Origin of the sequence: Micromonospora sp. L5, assembly GCF_000177655.2 — a bacterium.
In the GTDB taxonomy this organism is placed as follows: Bacteria; Actinomycetota; Actinomycetes; order Mycobacteriales; family Micromonosporaceae; genus Micromonospora; species Micromonospora aurantiaca.
Genome location: NC_014815.1, coordinates 3,291,054 through 3,311,290, shown reverse-complemented (window position 1 = coordinate 3,311,290; position 20,237 = coordinate 3,291,054). Strand labels below are relative to the sequence as shown.

General features: G+C 71.8%; 16 protein-coding genes and 1 tRNA gene. 4 read left to right on the top strand and 13 right to left on the bottom strand.

The genetic code is table 11. The annotated features are described in order from the left end of the window. The 7 genes from ML5_RS15700 to argS form a co-directional block, all read right to left on the bottom strand. Positions 1–1,245 carry an MFS transporter gene (locus ML5_RS15700; RefSeq protein ID WP_013288276.1) on the bottom strand — a complete coding sequence of 415 codons (1,245 nt, stop codon included), beginning with the start codon at positions 1,243–1,245 and terminating at the stop codon, positions 1–3. 9 nt (positions 1,246–1,254) lie between these two features. Beyond that, on the bottom strand, positions 1,255–2,076 hold the full coding sequence (locus ML5_RS15695) for a polysaccharide deacetylase family protein (RefSeq protein WP_013475351.1): 822 nt from the start codon (positions 2,074–2,076) through the stop codon (positions 1,255–1,257). Between the two features lie 117 nt (positions 2,077–2,193). Beyond that, entirely contained in the window at positions 2,194–5,439 is a 3,246-nt protein-coding gene (locus ML5_RS15690) for an efflux RND transporter permease subunit (RefSeq protein WP_013475350.1), read from the bottom strand. Between the two features lie 390 nt (positions 5,440–5,829). Next, positions 5,830–6,879 (bottom strand): threonine synthase, encoded by a 1,050-nt coding sequence (thrC, locus tag ML5_RS15685; protein WP_013288279.1) that lies wholly within the window; start codon positions 6,877–6,879, stop codon positions 5,830–5,832. Positions 6,880–6,991: 112 nt separating this feature from the next. Next, complete coding sequence (locus ML5_RS15680) at positions 6,992–8,296, bottom strand: homoserine dehydrogenase (protein ID WP_013288280.1); 1,305 nt, start codon at positions 8,294–8,296, stop codon at positions 6,992–6,994. Then, positions 8,293–9,678, bottom strand: a complete 1,386-nt coding sequence (gene lysA, locus ML5_RS15675; protein ID WP_013475349.1) for a diaminopimelate decarboxylase — start codon at positions 9,676–9,678, stop codon at positions 8,293–8,295. Before lysA ends, ML5_RS15680 begins: the two co-directional genes overlap by 4 nt. Positions 9,679–9,682: 4 nt before the next feature. Further along, entirely contained in the window at positions 9,683–11,350 is a 1,668-nt protein-coding gene (gene argS, locus ML5_RS15670; protein ID WP_013288282.1) for an arginine--tRNA ligase, read from the bottom strand. A 98-nt stretch (positions 11,351–11,448) separates the two neighbouring features. Here argS and ML5_RS15665 point away from each other — a divergent pair, with 98 nt between their 5' ends. The 4 genes from ML5_RS15665 to ML5_RS15650 all read left to right on the top strand — a co-directional run bounded on the left by ML5_RS15665 (position 11,449) and on the right by ML5_RS15650 (position 14,216). Continuing rightward, positions 11,449–12,285: a DUF3105 domain-containing protein gene (locus ML5_RS15665; protein ID WP_013288283.1), complete on the top strand. Its 837-nt coding sequence runs from the start codon at positions 11,449–11,451 to the stop codon at positions 12,283–12,285. Between the two features lie 10 nt (positions 12,286–12,295). Then, on the top strand, positions 12,296–12,970 hold the full coding sequence (locus ML5_RS15660) for a DUF305 domain-containing protein (protein WP_013475348.1): 675 nt from the start codon (positions 12,296–12,298) through the stop codon (positions 12,968–12,970). A gap of 402 nt (positions 12,971–13,372) precedes the next feature. Beyond that, positions 13,373–14,068: a winged helix-turn-helix domain-containing protein gene (locus tag ML5_RS15655; RefSeq protein WP_013475347.1), complete on the top strand. Its 696-nt coding sequence runs from the start codon at positions 13,373–13,375 to the stop codon at positions 14,066–14,068. A gap of 76 nt (positions 14,069–14,144) precedes the next feature. Continuing rightward, positions 14,145–14,216, top strand: a tRNA-Arg gene (locus tag ML5_RS15650). A 140-nt stretch (positions 14,217–14,356) separates the two neighbouring features. Here ML5_RS15650 and ML5_RS15645 read toward each other — a convergent pair. The 6 genes from ML5_RS15645 to ML5_RS15625 all read right to left on the bottom strand — a co-directional run bounded on the left by ML5_RS15645 (position 14,357) and on the right by ML5_RS15625 (position 20,229). Beyond that, the gene (locus ML5_RS15645; protein ID WP_013475346.1) at positions 14,357–15,724 is read right to left on the bottom strand and encodes an integrase; all 1,368 of its coding nucleotides are present in this window, start codon (positions 15,722–15,724) and stop codon (positions 14,357–14,359) included. After that, positions 15,721–15,942 carry an AlpA family transcriptional regulator gene (locus ML5_RS31545; RefSeq protein ID WP_013475345.1) on the bottom strand — a complete coding sequence of 74 codons (222 nt, stop codon included), beginning with the start codon at positions 15,940–15,942 and terminating at the stop codon, positions 15,721–15,723. Before ML5_RS31545 ends, ML5_RS15645 begins: the two co-directional genes overlap by 4 nt. 490 nt (positions 15,943–16,432) lie before the next feature. Next, positions 16,433–17,347: an IS3 family transposase gene (locus tag ML5_RS15640; protein WP_013289209.1), complete on the bottom strand. Its 915-nt coding sequence runs from the start codon at positions 17,345–17,347 to the stop codon at positions 16,433–16,435. Beyond that, positions 17,344–17,637 carry a transposase gene (locus ML5_RS15635; protein ID WP_013289208.1) on the bottom strand — a complete coding sequence of 98 codons (294 nt, stop codon included), beginning with the start codon at positions 17,635–17,637 and terminating at the stop codon, positions 17,344–17,346. Before ML5_RS15635 ends, ML5_RS15640 begins: the two co-directional genes overlap by 4 nt. Before the next feature lie 97 nt (positions 17,638–17,734). Continuing rightward, positions 17,735–19,333, bottom strand: coding sequence for a YfjI family protein (locus tag ML5_RS15630; RefSeq protein WP_013475344.1), 1,599 nt, complete (start codon positions 19,331–19,333; stop codon positions 17,735–17,737). Then, the gene (locus tag ML5_RS15625; RefSeq protein WP_013475343.1) at positions 19,330–20,229 is read right to left on the bottom strand and encodes a bifunctional DNA primase/polymerase; all 900 of its coding nucleotides are present in this window, start codon (positions 20,227–20,229) and stop codon (positions 19,330–19,332) included. Before ML5_RS15625 ends, ML5_RS15630 begins: the two co-directional genes overlap by 4 nt. Between the last annotated feature and the right edge of the window lie 8 nt (positions 20,230–20,237).

The following is a 20,237-nucleotide window of genomic DNA, read 5'->3' as shown; positions in this document are numbered from 1 at the left end:
TCAGGCGGCGCGCTCGGGGGCCGGCGCGTCGACCGGGTCGGTGAGCGAGAGCCGTCGGGTGGCGAACCGCCAGCCGATCGCGTACACGACGGTGACCAGGCCGCAGCCCGCCAGCACGGTGCGCTCGTCCACCCGGTCCACCACGAGCGCCACCACGAGCTGGCTCACCGCGATGGCGAGCGTCGCCAGCATCATGTCGGTGGCGAAGACCCGCCCGCGCAGCCGGTCCGGCACCTCGCCCTGCAACGCGTAGTTGGACAGCACCCAGTTGCTGCCGCCGCCCAGGTGGGCCAGGAACACCAGGACCAGCACCAGCGGGAACCAGGTCACCACCGAGGCGCCCAGGTAGGCCAGGCCGTACAACGACATGGACAGTGCCAGTCCGGTGAGCAGCCAGGCCCTGTTGCTCAGCACCCGGCGCATCATGATCGGGCCGACCAGGGCTCCGGCGCCGCGGGCGGCGAAGAGCAGCCCGGCGCCGACCGCGCCCACCCCGTACACCCCGGCGAGCAGCGGGAAGACGGTGAGCACGCCGTTGCCCAGGCCGACCGCCGACTTGACCGTGACCAGCGCCAGCACGCGCGGGCGGTGGGCGATGTAGCGCAGCGCCTCGCGGATCGCCGCCCAGGTGCGCGGCACCGTCGCCGCCGGGTCGCGCGGCGCCTGCAACGGCCGGCGGATCAGCGCGGCCAGGCCCGCGGCGGCGACCAGGCCGACTGCCGCCACCCAGAAGCTGGCGTACGGGCCCGCGACGGCGCTCAGGATGCCGCCGAGCGAGGCCCCGACCACAGTCATCGTGCCCCACGCCGAGCCGGCGACCGCGTTGCCCGCAGCCAGGTCCTCCGGGTCGACCACGTTCGGCAGCGCGGCCTGGGCAGCGGGCGAGTAGAACGCCTTCGCCACCGCCACCAGCGCGATCGCCGCCAGCGCCAGCCAGGCCGTGCCGGCGCTGCGCACGCCGAGCAGCAGCAGCACACCGGCCAGCGCGCCCACGTTCGCCACCATCATCACCTTGCGGCGGTCGAACCGGTCGGCGATCGTTCCGGCGTACGGGAGCAGCAACGCGGTCGTGCCGGTGTCCACCGCCAGCACCAGCGCGCCCCAGACACCGCTGCCGGTCAGGTCGGGCAGCAGCACCAGCAACGGCACCATGACGAACCAGTCCGCACCGAAGACCACCAGCTCGGCGAGGAACAGATGGCGGAAGTCGCGGTTGCGGACGAGGACCGAGAGGGTGGGTGACACGCGGGCACCCTACCGGGCCGCCCCGGGCGCGGCAGCGCGGCGCAGCAGGTCGGAGACCGTGACGAAGGTGTATCCCCGGGCCCGCAGACCGCCGATCATGTCGGGCAGGCCGCGGAGCGCGACGAGCCGGCCGTCGTTGCCGACGTCGTGGCCGAGCACTATCGTGCCGGGGCGCACGTCGGCGACGATGCGCCGGGCGTGCCCGGCCGGGTCGTGCGGGAACTCGCTCTCGACCATCTGGAGCGTCCAGAGCACCAGGCGGTAGCCCAGCCGGGCCGACGCGTACAGCACCGACCCGCCGAGGTGCCCCCAGGGCGGGCGGAGCAGCCGGGGCGCCGAGCCGGTGGCCGCCGTGATCGCGTCGTGGCTGCGGCGCAGGTCGTCGTAGACCGTCGCGGCGTCCATCCGGGCCAGGTCGCGGTGCGCCCAGCTGTGGTTGCCGACCTCGTGGGCGTCCATCCGGCCGCGGACCAGCGCGGCGTGCTCGCGGGCCCGCTCACCGACCAGGAAGAAGGTGGCCGGCACCCGGTGCTCGGCGAGCGTGTCGAGCACCATCGGGGTCCACTGTGGGCGGGGACCGTCGTCGAAGGTGAGCGCCACCAGGGGCTCTTCGGTGCGTACCCCCCAGACGACCTGCACCCCGCCGGTGCCGACGTCCTGATGGCGGTTGCCGAGCGTGGCGCTCGCCGGGCCGCCCGCGATCGGGAGCCTCCGGTCGGCCACCCAGGTGCTCTCGGCGGTCGCGACGGCGCCGACCACGGCCCCGCCGAGCAGCAGCGCGGAGCGGCGCAGCACGGTACGCCGATCCCACCGGCCCGCTCCCCCCGCCATCGCACCCCCGAACCGAAAGTAGGCAGCAGCTCACTGAGCGTACCGCCCGGCGCGGTTCGGGTGTGTCCCGCACGCCGAGGTGCCGGGAGGGGCCCGCGCGGGGCCCTTCCCGGTCCGTCACTCGGTCGGCGGGAGCGGCGACTGGCGGCTCTTGGGCAGGCGGAGCACCTCGAACTGGTCGGTGCCGTCGACCAGCGCGCCCGACGGGCGGGCCGGCGGCGGCGCCACCACGCCCCGCTCCTCGGCGCGCTCCCCGCCACCGACCGCCACCGGCACCGGGTCCGGCTCCGGCTGCGGCTCGACCGGCTCGGAAGCGCCGCCCCGCCGCCGGTTCCGGAACGAGCCCTTGGTGTGCTCGACCATCGTGTAGAGCGTCGGCACCAGCACCAGCGTCAGCAGCGTCGAGCTGAGCAGGCCGCCGATCACCACGATCGCCAGCGGCTTGGAGATGAAGCCGCCCTCGCCGGTCAGGCCGAGCGCCATCGGCAGCAACGCGAAGATGGTGGCGACGGCGGTCATCAGGATGGGCCGCAGGCGGCGCCGGCCGCCCTCCACCACAGCCTCGGTCACGTCCATGCCCTGGGCCCGGTACTGGTTGATCAGGTCGAGCAGCACGATCGCGTTCGTCACCACGATGCCGACGAGCATGAGCACGCCGATCAGCGCCGGCACACCCAGCGGCGTACCGGTGACCAGCAGCAGCCCGATCGCGCCGGTCGCGGCGAACGGCACCGAGATCAGCAGGATCAGCGCCTGGGTCAGGCTGCGGAACGTCGCCACCATGATCAGGAAGACGATCGCGATGGCGGCCAGCACCGCGAGGCCGAGGTCCGCGAACGCGTCGGCCTGGTCGGCGCTGACGCCGCCGATCACGTACGTGGCGCCCGGCACGTCCAGCGCGTCCAGCCGCTTCTGCAGCTCCTGCGTGGTGGCGCCGAGGTTCGAGCCGGTCGCCGTACCGGTGACCGAGACGCTGCGCTCCCCGTCGATCCGGGTCACCTGCTGCGGGCCGTCGACCTGCTCGACGTCCGCGATCGCGTCCAGCGGCACCGCGCCGACCCGCAGCGCCCGCAGCTCGTCGACTGTCAGCGGCGGCCGGGCACCGCTGCTCAGCACCACGCTCTGCGCCGTACCGTCGAGCGTCACCTGCCCGAGCGGCGCTCCCCGGTACGTCTGCGCGACGAGCTGCCCGACGGCCGCCTCGGTGAGACCCGCACGGGCCGCGGCCACCCGGTCCACAGTCACCTCGACGCGCGGCACCTGGGTGGCCAGGCTGCTGGTGACGTCCTCCACGCCCGGCGTGCCGGCCATCGCGCCCCGTACCGCCTCGGCCGCCCGGGTCAGCGTCTCCTGGTCGGCGGCCTGCACGACCACCTCGACCTGGTTGGCGGAGGCGTTCTGCCCGCCGCCGAACGTCAACTCGCCGACCTCCGGGCCGAGCGCGTCGAACTCCTTGCGCAGGCCCTGCCGTACCGCCGCGGCGTCGGTGTCGTCGGAGAGCGACAGCGACCAGGTGGCCTGGTCACTGCCGCCGCCGGCGAACGGGTTGTCCCCACCGCCGGCGCTGACCTGGTAGGTCTCCACCCCCGGGGTACGCCGCAGCACCTCCTCGACCCGGGCGGCGGCCCGGTCGGTGCCGGCGAGCGAGGTGCCGGCCGGCATCTCCTGCCGGATGGCGAGCGTGTCCTGGCCGGAGTCGTCCAGGAAGTTCGTCTCCAGCTTCTGCGCCAGGCCGAACGTGCCCAGGAGCACCAGCAGGCCCAGACCCACAGTGGCCCAGCGGGTCTTCCGCGAGCGGGTGGCGAAGTCGATCACCGGCAGGTACGCCCGCTGCAACGGGTTGCGCAGCTCCTTCTCCTCGGCGGCGCGCCGGGCGGCGGCGTCGTCCGCACCGCCCCGCGGCCGCAGGAACCAGTACGCCAGCACCGGGATGACGGTCAGCGACACCAGCAGCGAGGCGAGCAGCGCCACCGTCACGGTGATCGCGAACGGGGCGAACAGCTGCCCGACGAAGCCGCCCACCAGGGCGATCGGCGCGAACACGGCGACAGTGGTGAGCGTGGACGCGGTCACCGCGCCGGCCACCTCGCGTACCGCGGTGAGGATCGCGTCCCGCTTCGGTTCGCCGTACTCCAGATGGCGTTTGATGTTCTCCAGCACCACGATGGAGTCGTCCACCACCCGCCCGACCGCGATGGTCAACGCGCCGAGGGTGAGCAGGTTCAGCGAGTAGTCGCCGGACCAGAGCACGATCAGCGCGACCAGCACCGACAGCGGGATGGACACCGCGGTGACCACCGTGGAACGCACCGACAGCAGGAACACCAGGATCACCACGACCGCCATGACCAGGCCGAGCAGGCCCTCGGTGGTCAGGCTCTCGATGGACTTCTCGACGAACGGCGCCTGGTCGAAGACCACAGTCAGCTCGGCGCCCGCGGCGTCACCCAGCTCGTCCAGCCGGTCCCGGATGTCGTGCGAGATGTCGACCGCGTTGCCGTCCGGCGCGGCGGTCACCGCGATGCCGAGGCTGGGCTTGCCGTTGGTCCGGGTCAGCGAGGTGGCGGGGGCGAGCTGCTGCTCCACGGCGGCCACGTCGCCGAGGCGTACCGGGGCGGCGGGAGCCGTGGTCAGCACGATGCCGCGCAGGTCGTCGATGGTCCGGATCGGCGTGCCCACCTGCACCGGCAGCGACCTGTCGCCGTCGGCGAGCGCACCGGCCGGCACGGCCACGCCGTTGCTCTTGAGTGCCGACGCGATGGCGGTCGGCGCCACCTTGGCGGCGGCCAGCTTCGCCGGGTCCGGCGTGATCGTCACGACCTGGTTGCGGGCGCCGGTGACGTCCACCGAGCGGACGCCGTCCAGCGCCTCCAGCTCCGGTACGACGGCGTTGCGCAGCTTCTCCGCCAGCGCACGCTCGTCGCCGTCACCGGTCGCGGCGACCACCACTGCGGGCAGGTCGTCGGTGCTACCGGCGATCACCTGCGGGTCGACGCCCTCGGGGAGCTGGGAGTCGATCCGGTTGAGCGCGGTCTCCATCTTGTTGACCACGTCGTCCAGGTCGGTGCCGAACTCGTACTGCACCTGGACCGTGGCCGCGCCCTCGCGCGAGGTCGAGGTGACCTTGTCGAGGCCCGGGATGCCCTGGAGGCTGTTCTCGATCGGCTCGGCGACCTGGGATTCCACGATCTCCGGCGCGGCGCCCGGGTACGTCGCCACGATGAACGCGGCGGGGAACTCCAGCGACGGCAGGAGCTGCTGCTTCAGCGACGGCACGGCGAACAGGCCGAAGGCCGTGGTCACCAACGCGACGAGGGCGATCAGCCCCCGGTTGGCGAGGCTGAATCTGGCGAGCAGCGACATCGGCGTTACTCACTCCTGAAGAGGTGTCCGGCGGGGGTGTCTGAGTCTGCCGCACGCCCCGACACTCCCGGCATCCGCCCCAGCCGATGACACTTCCGCGCTCGGGGGTCGCCCGTGCCCGCCTTGATCGACTCCACCTCGCCGAAGTGGCGGCATTCCACCCACCCCGATCCCGCCACCACCCCGAACTGGAGTGGATCAAGACGGGGGATGCCACCACCTCCCCGAGCTGGTGCAGATCGGGGGATGCCGCCACCTCCCCCAAGTGAGGTCCGGCAGAGGAAGCGCGGAGGCCCGCGAGGTCCAGCGGAGTGCGTCGCCCGAGGCACCCCGGACGGAGGTGTGAATCGGGGCCGGGCAAGGCCCGGGGAAGCCGCGGGGACGGAGCGATCAGACCAGGTCGAGCGAGCGGGCGGCGGCCAGCGCGTCGTTGGCGATGGTCACCGGGGCCGGCGCGGTGGAGATGGCCCACTCCGGGTCCTTCAGGCCGTGCCCGGTGACCGTGCAGACCACCCGCGACCCGGCCGGCACCCGCCCGGCTTCGGCCTGCTGGAGCAGACCGGCGACGCTGGCCGCGCTGCCCAGCTCGACGAAGGCGCCCACCTCGCGGGCCAGCAGCCGGTACGCCGACAGGATCTCCCGGTCGGTGACCGCCGAGATCAGGCCGTCGGAGGCGTCCCGCGCGTCGATGGCCTTCGTCCAGCTCGCCGGGTTGCCGATCCGGATGGCGGTGGCGATCGTCGACGGCTCCGGCACCACCTGACCGGTGACGATGGGAGCGGCGCCGGCCGCCTGGAAGCCGTACATCCGGGGGGCCTTCGTGGCGTTGCCGTCGCGCAGGTCCTCGGAGTAGCCCATCCAGTACGCGGTGATGTTGCCGGCGTTGCCGACCGGCAGGCAGTGGATGTCGGGCGCGTCGCCGAGCGCCTCGACGATCTCGAAGGCGGCGGTCTTCTGGCCGTGCAGCCGGTCGATGTTGACGGAGTTGACCAGCGCGACCGGGTAGTCCTGGGCGAGCTTGCCGGCGAGCCCGAGGCAGTCGTCGAAGTTCCCCTGCACCTGGAGCAGCTTCGCGCCGTGCACGAGCGCCTGGGCCAGCTTGCCCAGCGCGATCTTGCCCTGCGGCACCAGAACCGCGCAGGTGATCCCGGCACGGGCCGCGTACGCGGCGGCGGATGCGCTGGTGTTGCCGGTGGAGGCGCAGATGATCGCCTTGTCACCGGCCTCGACGGCCTTGGAGACCGCGACAGTCATGCCGCGGTCCTTGAACGAGCCGGTCGGGTTGGCGCCCTCGACCTTGAGCCACACGTCCGCGCCGACCCGGGCGGAGAGCACCGGTGCCGGCAGCAGCGGCGTGTTGCCCTCGTGCAGGGTGACGACGGGAGTCGCCCCGGTGACCGGCAGCCGATCCCGGTACGCCTCGATCAGTCCCCGCCACATGTCGTGCTCCTCGCCTCCGTCGCCCCGCTCCGGGGCCTGTCACCAGCGTGGACCAGCCTGCTCGGCCGGCCACCGGCACACCCTGCTCTAACCATCAGGCGGGACGCGCGGGTTACGCGCCACCCTCCACCCGCAGCACACTCGTCACCGAACGGACGATGTCGAGTCCGCGCAGCTCACCGACGGTGGCCGCGAGCGCGGCGTCCGGCGCGACGTGAGTGACGATGACCAGTTCGGCGTCCCCGCCTGCCGGACCCTGCCGGACGGTGGCGATGGACACCTCGTGCCGGGCGAAGACGCCTGCCACCCCGGCCAGCACGCCCGGCCGGTCGGCCACGTCGAGGCTGATGTGGTAGCGGGTGAGCGCCTCGCCCATCGGGCGCACCGGCAGGTCCGCGTACGCCGACTCGCTCGCCGCGTGCACCCCGGCGAGGCGGTTGCGGGCCACCGCCACCACGTCGCCGAGCACCGCACTGGCGGTGGGCGCGCCACCGGCGCCCCGGCCGTAGAACATGAGCTGCCCGGCGGCGTCGGCCTCGACGAAGACCGCGTTGAACGCGTCGCCGACGCTCGCGAGCGGATGCGTCAGCGGGATCATCGCCGGGTGCACCCGGACGTTGACGGTCTCCCGGCCCTCCGCGTCGACGCCCCGGGCCGCGATGCAGAGCAGTTTGATCGTGCAGCCCATGGCCTTGGCGCTGGCCACGTCGGCGGCGGTCACCTCGGTGATGCCCTCGCGGTGCACGTCGGCGGCGGTCACCCGGGTGTGGAACGCCAGCGAGGCGAGGATGGCGGCCTTGGCGGCGGCGTCGAAGCCCTCCACGTCGGCCGTCGGGTCGGCCTCGGCGTACCCCAGCTCGGTGGCCTCCTCCAGCGCCTCGGCGAACCCGGCGCCGGTGGCGTCCATGGCGGAGAGGATGAAGTTCGTGGTGCCGTTCACGATGCCGGTGACCCGGGTGATCCGGTCGCCGTGCAGCGACTCGCGCAGCGGGCGCAGCAGCGGGATGGCCCCGGCGACGCTCGCCTCGTAGTAGAGGTCGGCGCCACCCTCGGCGGCGGCGTCGTGCAGGGCCGCGCCGTCCTCGGCGAGCAGCGCCTTGTTGGCGGTGACCACGCTCTTGCCGGCGCGCAGCGCCTCGACCAGCCAGCCGCGGGCCGGCTCGATGCCGCCGACCACCTCGACCACCACGTCCACGTCGTCGCGCTTGATCAGCCCGAGCGCGTCGGTGGTGAACAGCGCCGGGTCGACCGGCAGGTCGCCGCGGTCACGGCCGATCCGGCGTACGGCGATCCCGGCGATCTCCAGCGGGGCGCCGATCCGGGCGGCGAGGTCTTCCGACTGCTCGTGCAGCAGCCGGACCACGTCGCTGCCGACAGTGCCGCAGCCGAGCAGCGCCAAGCGAACCGGTGAGGTCATCCCACATCCAATGCCAGCAGGTCGTCTTCGGTCTCCCGGCGGACGATCAGCCGCGCCCGACCTTCGCGGACGGCGACGACCGGGGGCCGCGGGACATGGTTGTAGTTGCTCGCCATGCTCCGGCAGTAGGCCCCGGTGCCGGGCACCGCGACAAGATCTCCGGGCTGCACGTCAGCGGGCAGGAATTCATCCTTCACCACGATGTCCCCGGACTCACAGTGCTTTCCCACCACGCGGGCGAGCATCGGCGGCGCGGTTGACGTGCGGTTCGCCAGCGTGGCCGAGTACGAGGCGTCGTAGAGCGCGGTACGGATGTTGTCACTCATCCCCCCGTCCACGCTCACGTAGGTCCGCAGGCCGTCCACATCTTTCACGGTCCCGGCCTGATAGAGCGTGAACACCGCCGGGCCGACGATCGCGCGGCCCGGCTCGACGGACAGATGCGGCACGGCCAGGTTCTCCGCCGCGCACTCCCCGTCCACGATCTTGCGCAGCCGCTTCGCCAGGTCGTGCGGCGACGCCGGGTCGTCCTGCGTGGTGTACGCGATGCCGAAGCCGCCGCCCAGGTCCAGCTCGGGCAGCTCAACGCCGCGGGCGTCGCGGATCTGCGACTGGAGGGCGAGCACCCGGCGGGCGGACACCTCGAAGCCGCTGGCGTCGAAGATCTGCGAGCCGATGTGCGAGTGCAGGCCGCGCAGCTCCAGCACGTCCTCGTCGAGGATCTTGAACGCGGCCGCCGCGGCGGCCCCGCCCGCGAGGGAGAAGCCGAACTTCTGGTCCTCGTGGGCGGTGGCGATGAACTCGTGGGTGTGCGCCTCCACGCCGACGGTGACCCGGACCAGCACCTTGGGGCGTACCCCGCGCTCGCGGGCCAGCTCGGAGAGCCGGTCGATCTCGGTGAACGAGTCGACGATGATCCGGCCCACGCCGGCGTCGACCGCCCGGGTCAGCTCCGCCACCGACTTGTTGTTGCCGTGGAAGCCGATCCGCTCGGGCGGCATCCCGGCCGACAGCGCGGTGGCCAGCTCGCCGCCGGTGCAGACGTCGAGGAACATGCCCTCCTCGGCGATCATCCGGACCACGGCGCGGCACAGGAACGCCTTGCCGGCGTAGTAGACGTCCGCGTCCGGGAAGGCCGCCCGGAACTCGCGGCAGCGCTCGCGCAGGTCGTCCTCGTCCAGCACGTACGCCGGGGTGCCGTACTCCGCGGCCAGGTCGCGGACGTCCAGGCCCGCGACTGTGAGCGCGCCGCCGGAGCCGCGCGCCACGTTGCGCGGCCACAGTTGCGGCACCAGGGCGTTGACGTCGACCGGGGTACGCAACCAGGCCGGTCCCCGGGTGCCGATCTCGCCGTGCAGCGCGCCTGCCTCGTGAGCCCGCATGTCGCTACATCCGCTCCGGCGCGGACACCCCGAGCAGGTGCAGGCCGTTGGCGATGACCACCCGGGTGGCGTCGTTGAGCCAGAGCCGCGCCCGGTGGGTGTCGGTGATCTCCTCGTCGCCCTGCGGGGCGATCCGGCAGTTGTCGTAGAACCGGTGGTACGCCTGCGCGACGCTCTCCTCCAGGTAGCGGGCCACCCGGTGCGGCTCGCGCAGCTCGGCGGCGGTGGCCACCACCGCGGGGAACTCCGCGAGCGCCTTGAGCAGCTCGTTCTCCTTGTCGTGGCCGAGCAGCTCCGGCTGGAACGCGGCGGCGTCACCCCGGGTCAGCCCGATCTCGGCCGCGTTGCGGGCCACCCCGGCGGTACGGGCCGCGACGTACTGCACGTAGTAGACCGGGTTGTCGTTCTTGGCCCGGGTCCACAGCTCCACGTCGATGTCGATGGGCGAGTCGGCCGAGTAGCGGGCCAGCGCGTACCGGGCCGCGTCCACACCGATCGCGTCGACCAGGTCCTCCAGCGTGACCACGGTGCCGGCCCGCTTGCTCATCCGCACCGGGGCGCCGTCGCGGACCAGGTTGACCAGCTGGCCGATGAGGATCTCCAGGTTGCGCGCCGGGTCGTCGCCGAAGCACGCGGACATCGCCTTCATCCGGCCGATGTAGCCGTGGTGGTCGGCGCCCAGCATGATCACGACCCGGTCGAAGCCGCGCTCCCGCTTGTTCAGGTAGTAGGCGCAGTCGGCGGCGAAGTACGTCCACTCGCCGTTGGACTTGCGCAGCACCCGGTCCTTGTCGTCGCCGAACTCGGTGGTGCGCAGCCAGGTCGCGCCCTCGGACTCGAAGACGTGCCCCTGCTCCCGCAGCCGGTCCAGCGCCGCGTCCAGCGCACCCCCGTCGTGCAGGTCCTTCTCGTTGAAGTAGGTGTCGAACTCCACACCGAAGTCGCGCAGCGAGGACTTGATCTCGGCGAACATCAACTGGACGCCCTCGTTCCGGAACACCTCCTGGGCGGCGTCCTCGGGGAGGTCGAGCACGTCCGGCCGCAGCCGGACCACCTCGGCGGCGATCTCCGCGATGTACGCGCCGCCGTAGCCGTCCTCCGGCGCGGGCTCACCCTTGGCGGCGGCCAGCAGCGAGCGGGCGAACCGGTCGATCTGCGAGCCGGCGTCGTTGAAGTAGTACTCCGTGCCCACGTCGGCGCCGGTGGCGCGGAGCAGGCGGCTGAGCGCGTCGCCGACGGCCGCCCAGCGGACCCCGCCGATGTGCACCGGGCCGGTCGGGTTCGCCGAGACGAACTCCAGGTTGATCCGCTGGCCGGCGAGCGTGTCGCTGCGCCCGTACGCCGGACCGGCCTCAACGATGACCTTGGCGAGCTGACCGGCGGCGGCCGCGTCGAGGCGGACGTTCAGGAAGCCGGGCCCGGCGATCTCCACCGACTTGATCCCCGGCGCCTTGGCCAGTTCGTCGGCCAGCGCTGTCGCCAGCTCCCGCGGGGGTACGCCCACCTTCTTGCTGAGCTGGAGCGCCAGCGTCGAGGCGTAGTCACCGTGATCGGGATTACGGGGTCGCTCGACGGTGGTCTGCGCGGGCAGCGCGGCGCGGTCCAGTCCCCGCTCGTCGAAGACGGCGTGGGCTGCGGCGAGGACGACCTCGGCGAGTTCTGCGGGAGTCACCGAACCATGTTATCGGGGGTAGACTCGGGCACCGCGGAGGCGACCCAGCATGTGAACCGGCCCCGCGCTCCCCTGACCGACCGACCTGACGAGGCACGATGAGCATCAGCACCCCGGGCGGCCCGGAGCGCCGTCCCACCGTGGTCAGCACCGGCAAGAAGCCGGCCGCCGGCCGGCCCGCGGCTGCCGACAAGCCCGCCGCGAAGGCCGGCTCGGGCAAGGCCGGGGGCGGCAAGGGCACGCCACGGCAGGGCGCCGGGGGCAAGGGCCGCAAGCCGGTCACCCCGGTGAAGGTGAGCCAGGGCCGCTCCTGGGGCCCGATCGCCCTCTTCGTCGCGGTCGGCGTTCTGGCCGTGGGCATCATCGGCGTCGGCGCCTGGGCGGTCTACCAGGGCGGCCAGCCGTGGCAGAAGCGCGCCGAGGCGATCGACGGCATCGTCGACTACCGCGCGAAGGACAAGGACCTGGTCAAGGGCGGCAACCACCAGCCCGGCGCGATCAAGTACGACATCACCCCGCCGGTCGGCGGCCCGCACAACCAGGCGTGGCAGAACTGCATGGGTGACGTCTACGACGCCCCGATCGCCAACGAGCACGCGGTGCACAGCCTGGAGCACGGCACGGTCTGGATCACCTACCGCCCGGACCTGCCCGCCGACCAGGTGGAGAAGCTCCGCAGCAAGGTGCAGGGCAAGGAGAAGCTGATGCTCAGCCCGTTCGAGGGGCTGGACAAGCCGATCTCCCTCCAGGCCTGGGGCTACCAGCTCAAGGTCGACAACGCCGACGACGGCCGGATCGACGACTTCATCAAGACCCTGCGGGTGAACGCCTCCATCGAGGGCCCGAACGCGCTCTGCGACCAGGGCGTCACCGCCACCGGCACCACCCCGCGCGACAACCTCCAGAACACCATGCCCCAGCAGCCCACCCAGTAAGGACGCCGCGATGACCGCTCCGGTGACCACCGACAGCGAGACCGACGAGGCTCCGGCCGCCGACCAGGGCGGCCGGGGCGCGGTGCGCCGTTACGGCCTGCTGGCCGTGGCCGCCGCCCTCGTGGTCGGGCTGGTCCTCGGGTACGCGGGCGGCCTGCTCACCCCGACGCTCACCCGTCCGGGTGAGAACTCGGCGGAGGCCGGGTTCGCCCGGGACATGACCGCCCACCACAACCAGGCCGTCGCGATGGGTCTGCTGGCGTTCAGCCAGGGCCAGGACCCGGAGGTACGCCAGGTCGGCGTGGACATCGCCACCGGCCAGCAGGGCGAGATCGGCACCATGCAGACCTGGCTGCGTTCCTGGAAGCTGGACCCGACCGGTGACCAGGCCCCGATGGCGTGGATGAAGGACGGCGGCGGGTTGGTCAAGAACGGCCTGATGCCGGGCATGGCGACGCCGGAGGAGATGGCGAAGCTGCGCGCGGCGAGCGGCCGCGAGTTCGACGTGCTCTTCCTCCAGATGATGATCCGCCACCACATCGGTGGGGTGCACATGATCGACGGCATCCTCGACGAGGGGCACGACGACGACGTGCTGGCGGTCGCCCAGACGATGAAGAACACCCAGCAGAACGACCTGACCAACCTGGGCGCGGCGCTGAAGCGCCTGGGCGGCACCCCGTAACCACCCGCCCCACCCGATCCACCGAGGCCCGGTCCCCCTCCCAGGGGCACCGGGCCTCACCGTCCCCGCGCTCCCTCGCCCCCGCCCCGCGCCGCGCCGCGCCGCGCCGGCGATCTTGCAGTTGCTGCCCCGGTGATGCCGGATTCACCCCGTTATCGGAGGGCGGCAAGTGCAAGATCGCGGGGACGGGGGCGGCGGGGTCGCGCCAGGAGATCTTGGTACGGAGGGGCCCTCAGGAGGGCCGTTTCGTACCAAGATCTCGAACTCGGGAGCCTCAGGGCTGCCCGGAATGTTCTGTATGGGTGTTTGTAACGGTTTGGGGTTAACGGGTCATTGTGGAGGTTGGAGAGTTTTCTACCCACATATCGTGACCAGTTGCGATTCGGGCTCGTTGCCCAAGACGTGGGGGTTGCACTCAGAGACGCAGGGCGGTCGGTGACCAGCTGGTGCCGACGCCACACCATCGGCGGTGACGGAGCGGTGGCAGCCGTCCGTCGCGGACTGCGGCAGGGCGAGCCGGGAACGCTCAGCCGCGAACAGGAACTCGAACTCATCGACGTGCTCCGGGGGGTCCACCCCGACGAGTTCGGCCTCGACGAGGAGCTCTGGACACGACAGAGCCTGACCGCCCTCATCGAGCGCCGGTTCGGGCTGGCGATGGACGCCGGCACCGTCGGGGCGTACCTCCGGGCCTGGGGTCTGGGGCCGCGCGAGCCGCGCGAGCGGGCCTGCGGCCTGTGCGTCGGCGCGGTCGAGCGCTGGGTACGCAGCGAGTACCCGGCGATCACGCGGGCGGCCCAGGAGCACGCCGCGGAGGTCTACTGGATCGGCCGGGTACGCCTGCGCGGCACCATGCCCGCCGCCGACGTGGTGTCGGCGGTCTCCTCGCGGGGACGGGTGCGGTTCATGGTCACGACGCCGTCGGTGGATCCGCCACTGCCCCGGGACTTCGTGCTGCGGCTCAGCGGCACCGAGGAACGCACCGTGCACCTGATCGTGGACGGCTCGTGGCCGCGCAACGAGTGGCCCCGCCGGCTGCCCCGCCGGGTCGTGCTGCACCCGCTGCCGAGCTGCGGTCGCGCCGTCGCCGCGGCCTGATCCGACGAAGATCGACTCGCGGGGGTACCGATTCGGTGATCCGGGAGGGGGTTTGCTACTCTTCTCGGGTCGCTGAGCCCCCGTAGCTCAGGGGATAGAGCACCGCCCTCCGGAGGCGGGAGCGCAGGTTCGAATCCTGCCGGGGGCACCTTCCATGAACAGCACAAAAAGGCCCCTGACCAGGCGAAACCCGGTCAGGGGCCTTCATCATCTGTCCGGCCATGTCCGGCCGTCACCGGCCCATGGCGGGCATCTGTGCCAAATGCGTGCCACGGAACGCGGGCACCCTCAGCCGTGCCCGAGCGCTCTTTCGATGCGCTGCCGGAGAGCCGCGTCACCGCCGTCAAGGCACTTGGCATAGATCCTGAGCAACACCTCCACCGACTGCCCTGCCCACTCGGCGACCTGCGTTGGCGGCACTCCCCCGTTGAGCCACGTCGACACGGCAGCGTGCCGCAGGTCGTACGGGGTACGGGCCAGCGGCGAGGCATGCACCTCGGGCGTGAACACAGCGGCCCGCGCCCACCGCCACACGCGGTTGATCGTGCCCTTGGGAAGTTCCTCCTTGTTGCGCTCCCCCACGAACAGGCGACCGTTCGGTCCGTAGCCGAACAACCCGACGTGCGCGTGAATGATCGCGGTCAGCTCGGGCGGACAGGGAACCGTTCGCGTCTCCCCTCGCGCTCGCTGCTTGAGTTGTCGACTGTCACGGTTCTTTCCGCTGTCGGTCCATTCACGACCGGCGTGAGGATCGGCTCCATCAAGGATGAATTCCCCCCAACCTTTATCGGGCAGGTGGAGGTTCGGTTTGGCGAGGCGTACGGCTTCCTCCGGCCGGAGTGCGGCGTAGTACAGGCAGGCGTAGAAAGCCACCATTCGCGGACCGATACGGCCCTGCTCTCGCACCCCTTCCAGCAGGGTTCGCACCTGCACCGGGTTGGCGACCGAACGCCGGTCGATGGTGGAGACGGTTTTCGGTGGCTTCCACTTCAGCTTCGGGAGCGGGTTTGCCGGTAAGAGTCGCCTCTCCACCGCGTATTCGATCGCGGTATTGAATATCTTCCGGCGTCGGCTGATGACGCTCGGGGCGGCCGGCGCTCCGTCGAGTCGAACGGTGAGGCCGTCCAACACCGGGCGCAGCACCTCGGCGCGGCTGAGGCTTGCCACGTCACGGGTGTTCCGCCGCACCCAATCGAGCGTCTTCCGCACCTGTTCGGGCACGTTGTCGGCCGTGCGGCGCGGGGTGTTGAAGGCCCAGCGGCTGAGGGCGTGGCGGAGCACTTTGCCGTCTGGGCGACCCCTCGCGTTGCTCAGCATGAGCACGGTCAGCGCCGTCAGGGCTTCCGCATGTGTACGCCTGGTCGTGGCGGCCACGTGCGGCCATTTCATGTCGGCGAAAGCGCAAGCCAGGTCGTACCAGGACATGACGGCGGTGTCGCGGCGCATCGAGATCGGATAGCCCGTCTCGATATCGAATGCCTCACCCTTGCGGGACGCGGTGACCAGCTCCGAGCGGAAGCCTTCCGCGAGAGCCTTTGTCTTGAAGACCTGCTTCTGTCGTCGCTCGGCCACGCGCCAGCGGACGCGATAGGTGCGGCCCCTCTGCCCTTCGTACGTTTCGATTGACCAGATACGCACTTCGTAGGTGGTGTTCAAGCGGCCTCCTCATAGAGCGATTCAAGCCAGGATTCGTAGTCGCGGCGTTCGATCCGAATCTCGCCGTTCGGCAGCTTGCGGGCCGGTGGCCCCTTTCGCTTTGCTCGCCAGTCGTAGAAGGTTGACCGGCTGATTCCGAGGTCGTCGCAAACGTCGGCGATGGTGAGGTGACGAGCGGTGCGAGTCGTCCCCCGCTCCGGGCGCTTCGGGACAGTCATGGGCGGGTGTCCTCCCTCGGGGTGGCGTGGAGGTAGATGCGCTGGAACATCTGGGATCGGTGGTCGGGGTAGGGCTGGGAGACGTGGCGGATGTGCAGCACTTGGGCGATGGCGGTGAGCGCTGCGGCTGTTTCAGCGGGTGTGCCGTGCAGCCTGATTCGCACGGTGAGCGCCTTTCGGTCGGTGCGGGTCGGGTGTGGAGGGTGTGGGTGGCGGTGCGGCAGAACGGCGCAGAGCGGCCCGCTGAGAGCGACGGAGACGCGAGATCCGAGCAGGGTTGGTGTACGGCATAGGGCCGATCCGTCTCTGCGGCTCTCAGCGGGCCGTTTCCGGGCGGTGGCGAGGTCGGACCGGAGCGCGGCGGTCCGGGAAGCGTTGACACGTTGACAATCGGCCGACAGCAGCGCGTTTCCGCAGCTAGAGGCCAGTTTCGGAGTGTCAACGGCGGGCGTTGACAGGCGTTGACACCCGTTGACAGCTGAAGTGACCCCTATCGGCCGGACACCTCGATGTCTGTCAGGGACTCTTGGTGGAGCTTCTCGTAGGTGTCGGGGCTGACGTTACCCAGACGGCTGTGCCGACGGCGAGGGTTGTAGAAGCCCTCGATGTAGGAGAACACCTCCATCTCCAGTTCATGCCGCGATGGCCAGGCCCGGGTGTAGACCAACTCGGTCTTGAGGGTGGCGAAGAACGACTCGGCCATGGCGTTGTCGTAGCAGTCGGCGACCGAACCCATTGAGGCCAGGACGCCGCAGGAGCGCAGGGTGCGGCCGAACTCGAACGAGGTGTACTGGGTTCCGCGGTCGGAGTGGTGAACCAGCTGCTCGCGGGCGGGTCGGCGGTGCTGGATGGCCATGCCGACGGCGTCGAGGATCAGCTCGGTGCGCAGGTGATCGGCCATTGCCCACCCGACGACGCGGCGGGAGTAGGCGTCGACCACGACCGCGAGGTAGAGGAAGCCTTCCCAGGTGCGTAGGTAAGAGATGTCGGCGACCCAGAGCCGGTTCGGTGCGGTCGTGCTGAACTGCCGCTGGACCAGGTCCGGGGCGGTCGCGGTCGAGGCGGCTTTGCGGCGGGGCTTGCCGCGTCGGCGCCGGTGGGCGCCCTCGATGCCGGCCAGGCGCATCAGCCTCGCTACCGCTTTGCGGTTCCAGCGGTGGCCGCGCTCGTGCAGCTCTGCGGTCAGCCGGCGGGCGCCGTAGACGCCGCGGTGCTCCGACCAGGCCTGCCGGGTCAGCTCGACCCGGGCGTGGTCGTGGCGTTCTCTGTCGGTGGCGCGTTGCCGGCCGGCGCGTAACCACTGGTAGAAGGCGCTGTGGCCGACGCCGAGGAGCCGGCAGAGCAGACGGACCGGGTAGGTGGTCTTCTCCGCGTCGATGAACCGGTACACGTCGGCACGGTTCACCGCTCCGTCTCGCGTGCGAAGAAGACCGCGGCTTTTTTCAGGATCTCCTTCTCCAGTTCCAGCTGGGCGACCTGGCGCCGCAACCGGATCAGCTCGGCCCGCTCGTCAGCGGCCAGGTCGCTGGGCCGGCCGCCGTCGCGCTCCTGCCGCAGCCGGTCGACCCAGTTGCGCAGCGTCTCGTGGTTGACGCCCAACTCCCGACCGACGTCACGGATCGGGCGACCGGAGTCGAGCACCAATGCCGCGGCCTGGCGCCGGAACTCCTCGGGGTACTTGCTCTGTCGAGCCACAGCGTTTCCTCCTCCTCGGCAGAATGCCAAGTCAGGAGGTGTCCGGCTTCAGGGGGTCACTTCAAGCGGCCGAGGTGTCAACGCCTGTCAACGGCTGTCAACGCGACCCGTTGACAGCATCGCGGGCGTCCTGAGCTGCGGAAACGTCGTCGTTCGGGGCGGGTGTCAACGTGTCAACGCTTCCGGGGTTCTCCGCCACGGCGCGGGGGTGCAGTTCGTAGCGGCCGTCCGGCCCGTGGCGGACCCATCCGAGGGCGGCCAGTTCGGCGAGCACCGCCGACACCTCATCCGACTTGGGCAGTCGCCGGGAAACGCGGCGGTGCAGTTCCCGGCGGGTGAAGGTGGTCATGCCCTTGGTGGTGAGCACGCCGAGCACGTAGCGGGCGTTCTCTACCGCGCTGTCGGTGCCGATGGTGGTGAGCGCGGCCCGGTAGTGCGCGGCGAAGAACTCGGCGAGGCGTACGGCGTCGGCCATGCGGTCGGCGTCGATGGGGCATCGCCAGGCGTCGGCGGGGTGGTGGGCGACGTGCAGCAGTCCGGCCAGGCGCAGCGTCGCGCCGGAGAGCTTGTTGCCCCACTCCCGCATGTCGTACAGGCTCCCGCCGGGCCGTAGCTCTGTCTCCACCGCCTCGGCGGCGGCCCGCCGCACGGTGCCAGCCTCGGGGGTGAGGGCGACGACGGCCGGGTCTTCCCATTCCGCGAGGGTGGCGGCCAGATCGTGCACCCGCCGGGCGTAGCCGGTGGTGACCTGTTCGGGCACCGGATCACTGTCGACCGCCCGGTACCCGGCCAGAGAGCGCGGGAGCGCGAACAGGAACCGGGCCGGTAGGCCGCGTCCGGCGAGGTCGGCGTTACCGCCGAACTTGCGCAGCACGGTCGGTTGCGCCATCACGCACACGGTCAGCGCGGGCTTGTCGACCGAGGCACCCTCGCGGGTCTGCCGTTCGTTGCTCATCGGCTGCCCCGCGTGGCCCTTCAAGTAGGGGTCAAGGTTCGGGGCACCGGAGTAGCGGCCGGCGAGGGTGTCGAAGATGCCGCCCTCGTCGCTGATGATGGCCATGCGTCCGCCGTTGGCGGCCATCAGCCCGATGAGGGCTTCGGGGGTGGCGTCGTCCACGATCAGCCTCGGGAGGCCGGGCACGGTGATGGCCTCGGCGGCGATCGCGGCGGCTACCGCTTCGGCGGCGGCGTCGTCGCGCTTGTGCGGGTCGGTGGCCTTGGCCGCTTGGGCTTTGGCCTGTTCGGCTTGCCGGTCGGCGATGTCGCGCAGCGCGGCAGCCTCGGCGATGCGTGGCCGCATGGCGTCGGCCAGGGTGGATTGCGCGGCGAACAGCGGCGCGGTCATCGCCCGGTGAACGGGTGACTTGCGTTCGCCGGGACCGGCGATGACGGCGGCGAACACGTTGACCGGCTCGCGCCACCCGGCCACCGGCTCCACTTCCAACCGCCCGCCCGCGCACGCCGAGAGGACGGCGACCGCGAGGGTGCCGGCCATCGCGGGATCGGTCTGGGTGAACCGGGCGACGCCGGTCACCATGTCGCCGAGCCAGCGGGGGAACACGTCGACCGGGAACGGCGGCGGCGCGGTGTTCGCGCTGTTCAGGGGCACTGGAACATCCCACAACGGGGCGCCCGCGGCTTCCTCGCCGGTGGCGTCCGGGTGGTCGGTGACGAGGTGGAGGCGGGCGGTGCTCATGCGGCCACCTTTCGGGGTCGGCGGGAGCCAGCGGCTAGCCCGGATCGGATGGTGCGTGCGGTCTCGACGCGGCCGAGCCCGGCGGATGCTGCGGCTTGTTCCAGCACGCTTTGCGCGTCGGCCTCGGTGAGCGCGCCTCCGGCGGTGAGCTGGCCGAGGGCCACGGCGGCGATGTATAGCGACCGGTTGCGCTCCCCGGCGGGCGCGGCGGTGACCCGTGCCGTCTCCCGGTCGATCGCGGCTCGCACGTACGCGCCTGTGCGGTCGGCGGGCAGGTCGACCACCACCGGGCGTTGCGGCGGCAGCGGGGCCGGGGCGAGCAGCGCGGCGAGCCACCCGGGCAGCGGCGCGAGGTCGGTGTCCAGGTCGACGGTGTACGGGCGACCGGCCACGGTGGAGCCGGGGGCGACGACGTAGCCGCCGTGGGCGCGGGTGTCGACCATCGGGCCGAGCGTCCCGGCGGTGTTGCGCAGCGCCGGACCGGTGTCGGGGTGCCGGTAGTACAGGTGGGTGCCGCCTCGGCCGGTGGTCACGGTGTAGGTCGGGTCGATCGTGGCGGCGTGCGCGGCGGCCAGCTCGGCGAGCACGGTCAGGCCGTCACGCCCACCCGCCCCGCCGGTCTTCGGGGTGTCCAGGTCGACCACCACCAAGCGGGACGGCCCGCAGGCGAGGCCGATGCCGTACGGGCGGGCCGACCACGCGCGGCGGATGCGGTCGGGGTCGGTGGTCGCGCGGGCCTCCCACCCGACGTGACCGGCCCGGCAGCGCGGGTCACGGCCGGTGCAGTCGTCGGCCGCATGGTCGGGGAACGCGGGCCGCTTGTCGTCCGGGCGCAGCGGGAAGACGCGCCACCCCCTGGCGGCGTGGCCGAGGGCGGCGGTGAGCAGGTCATGCATTAGGGCGT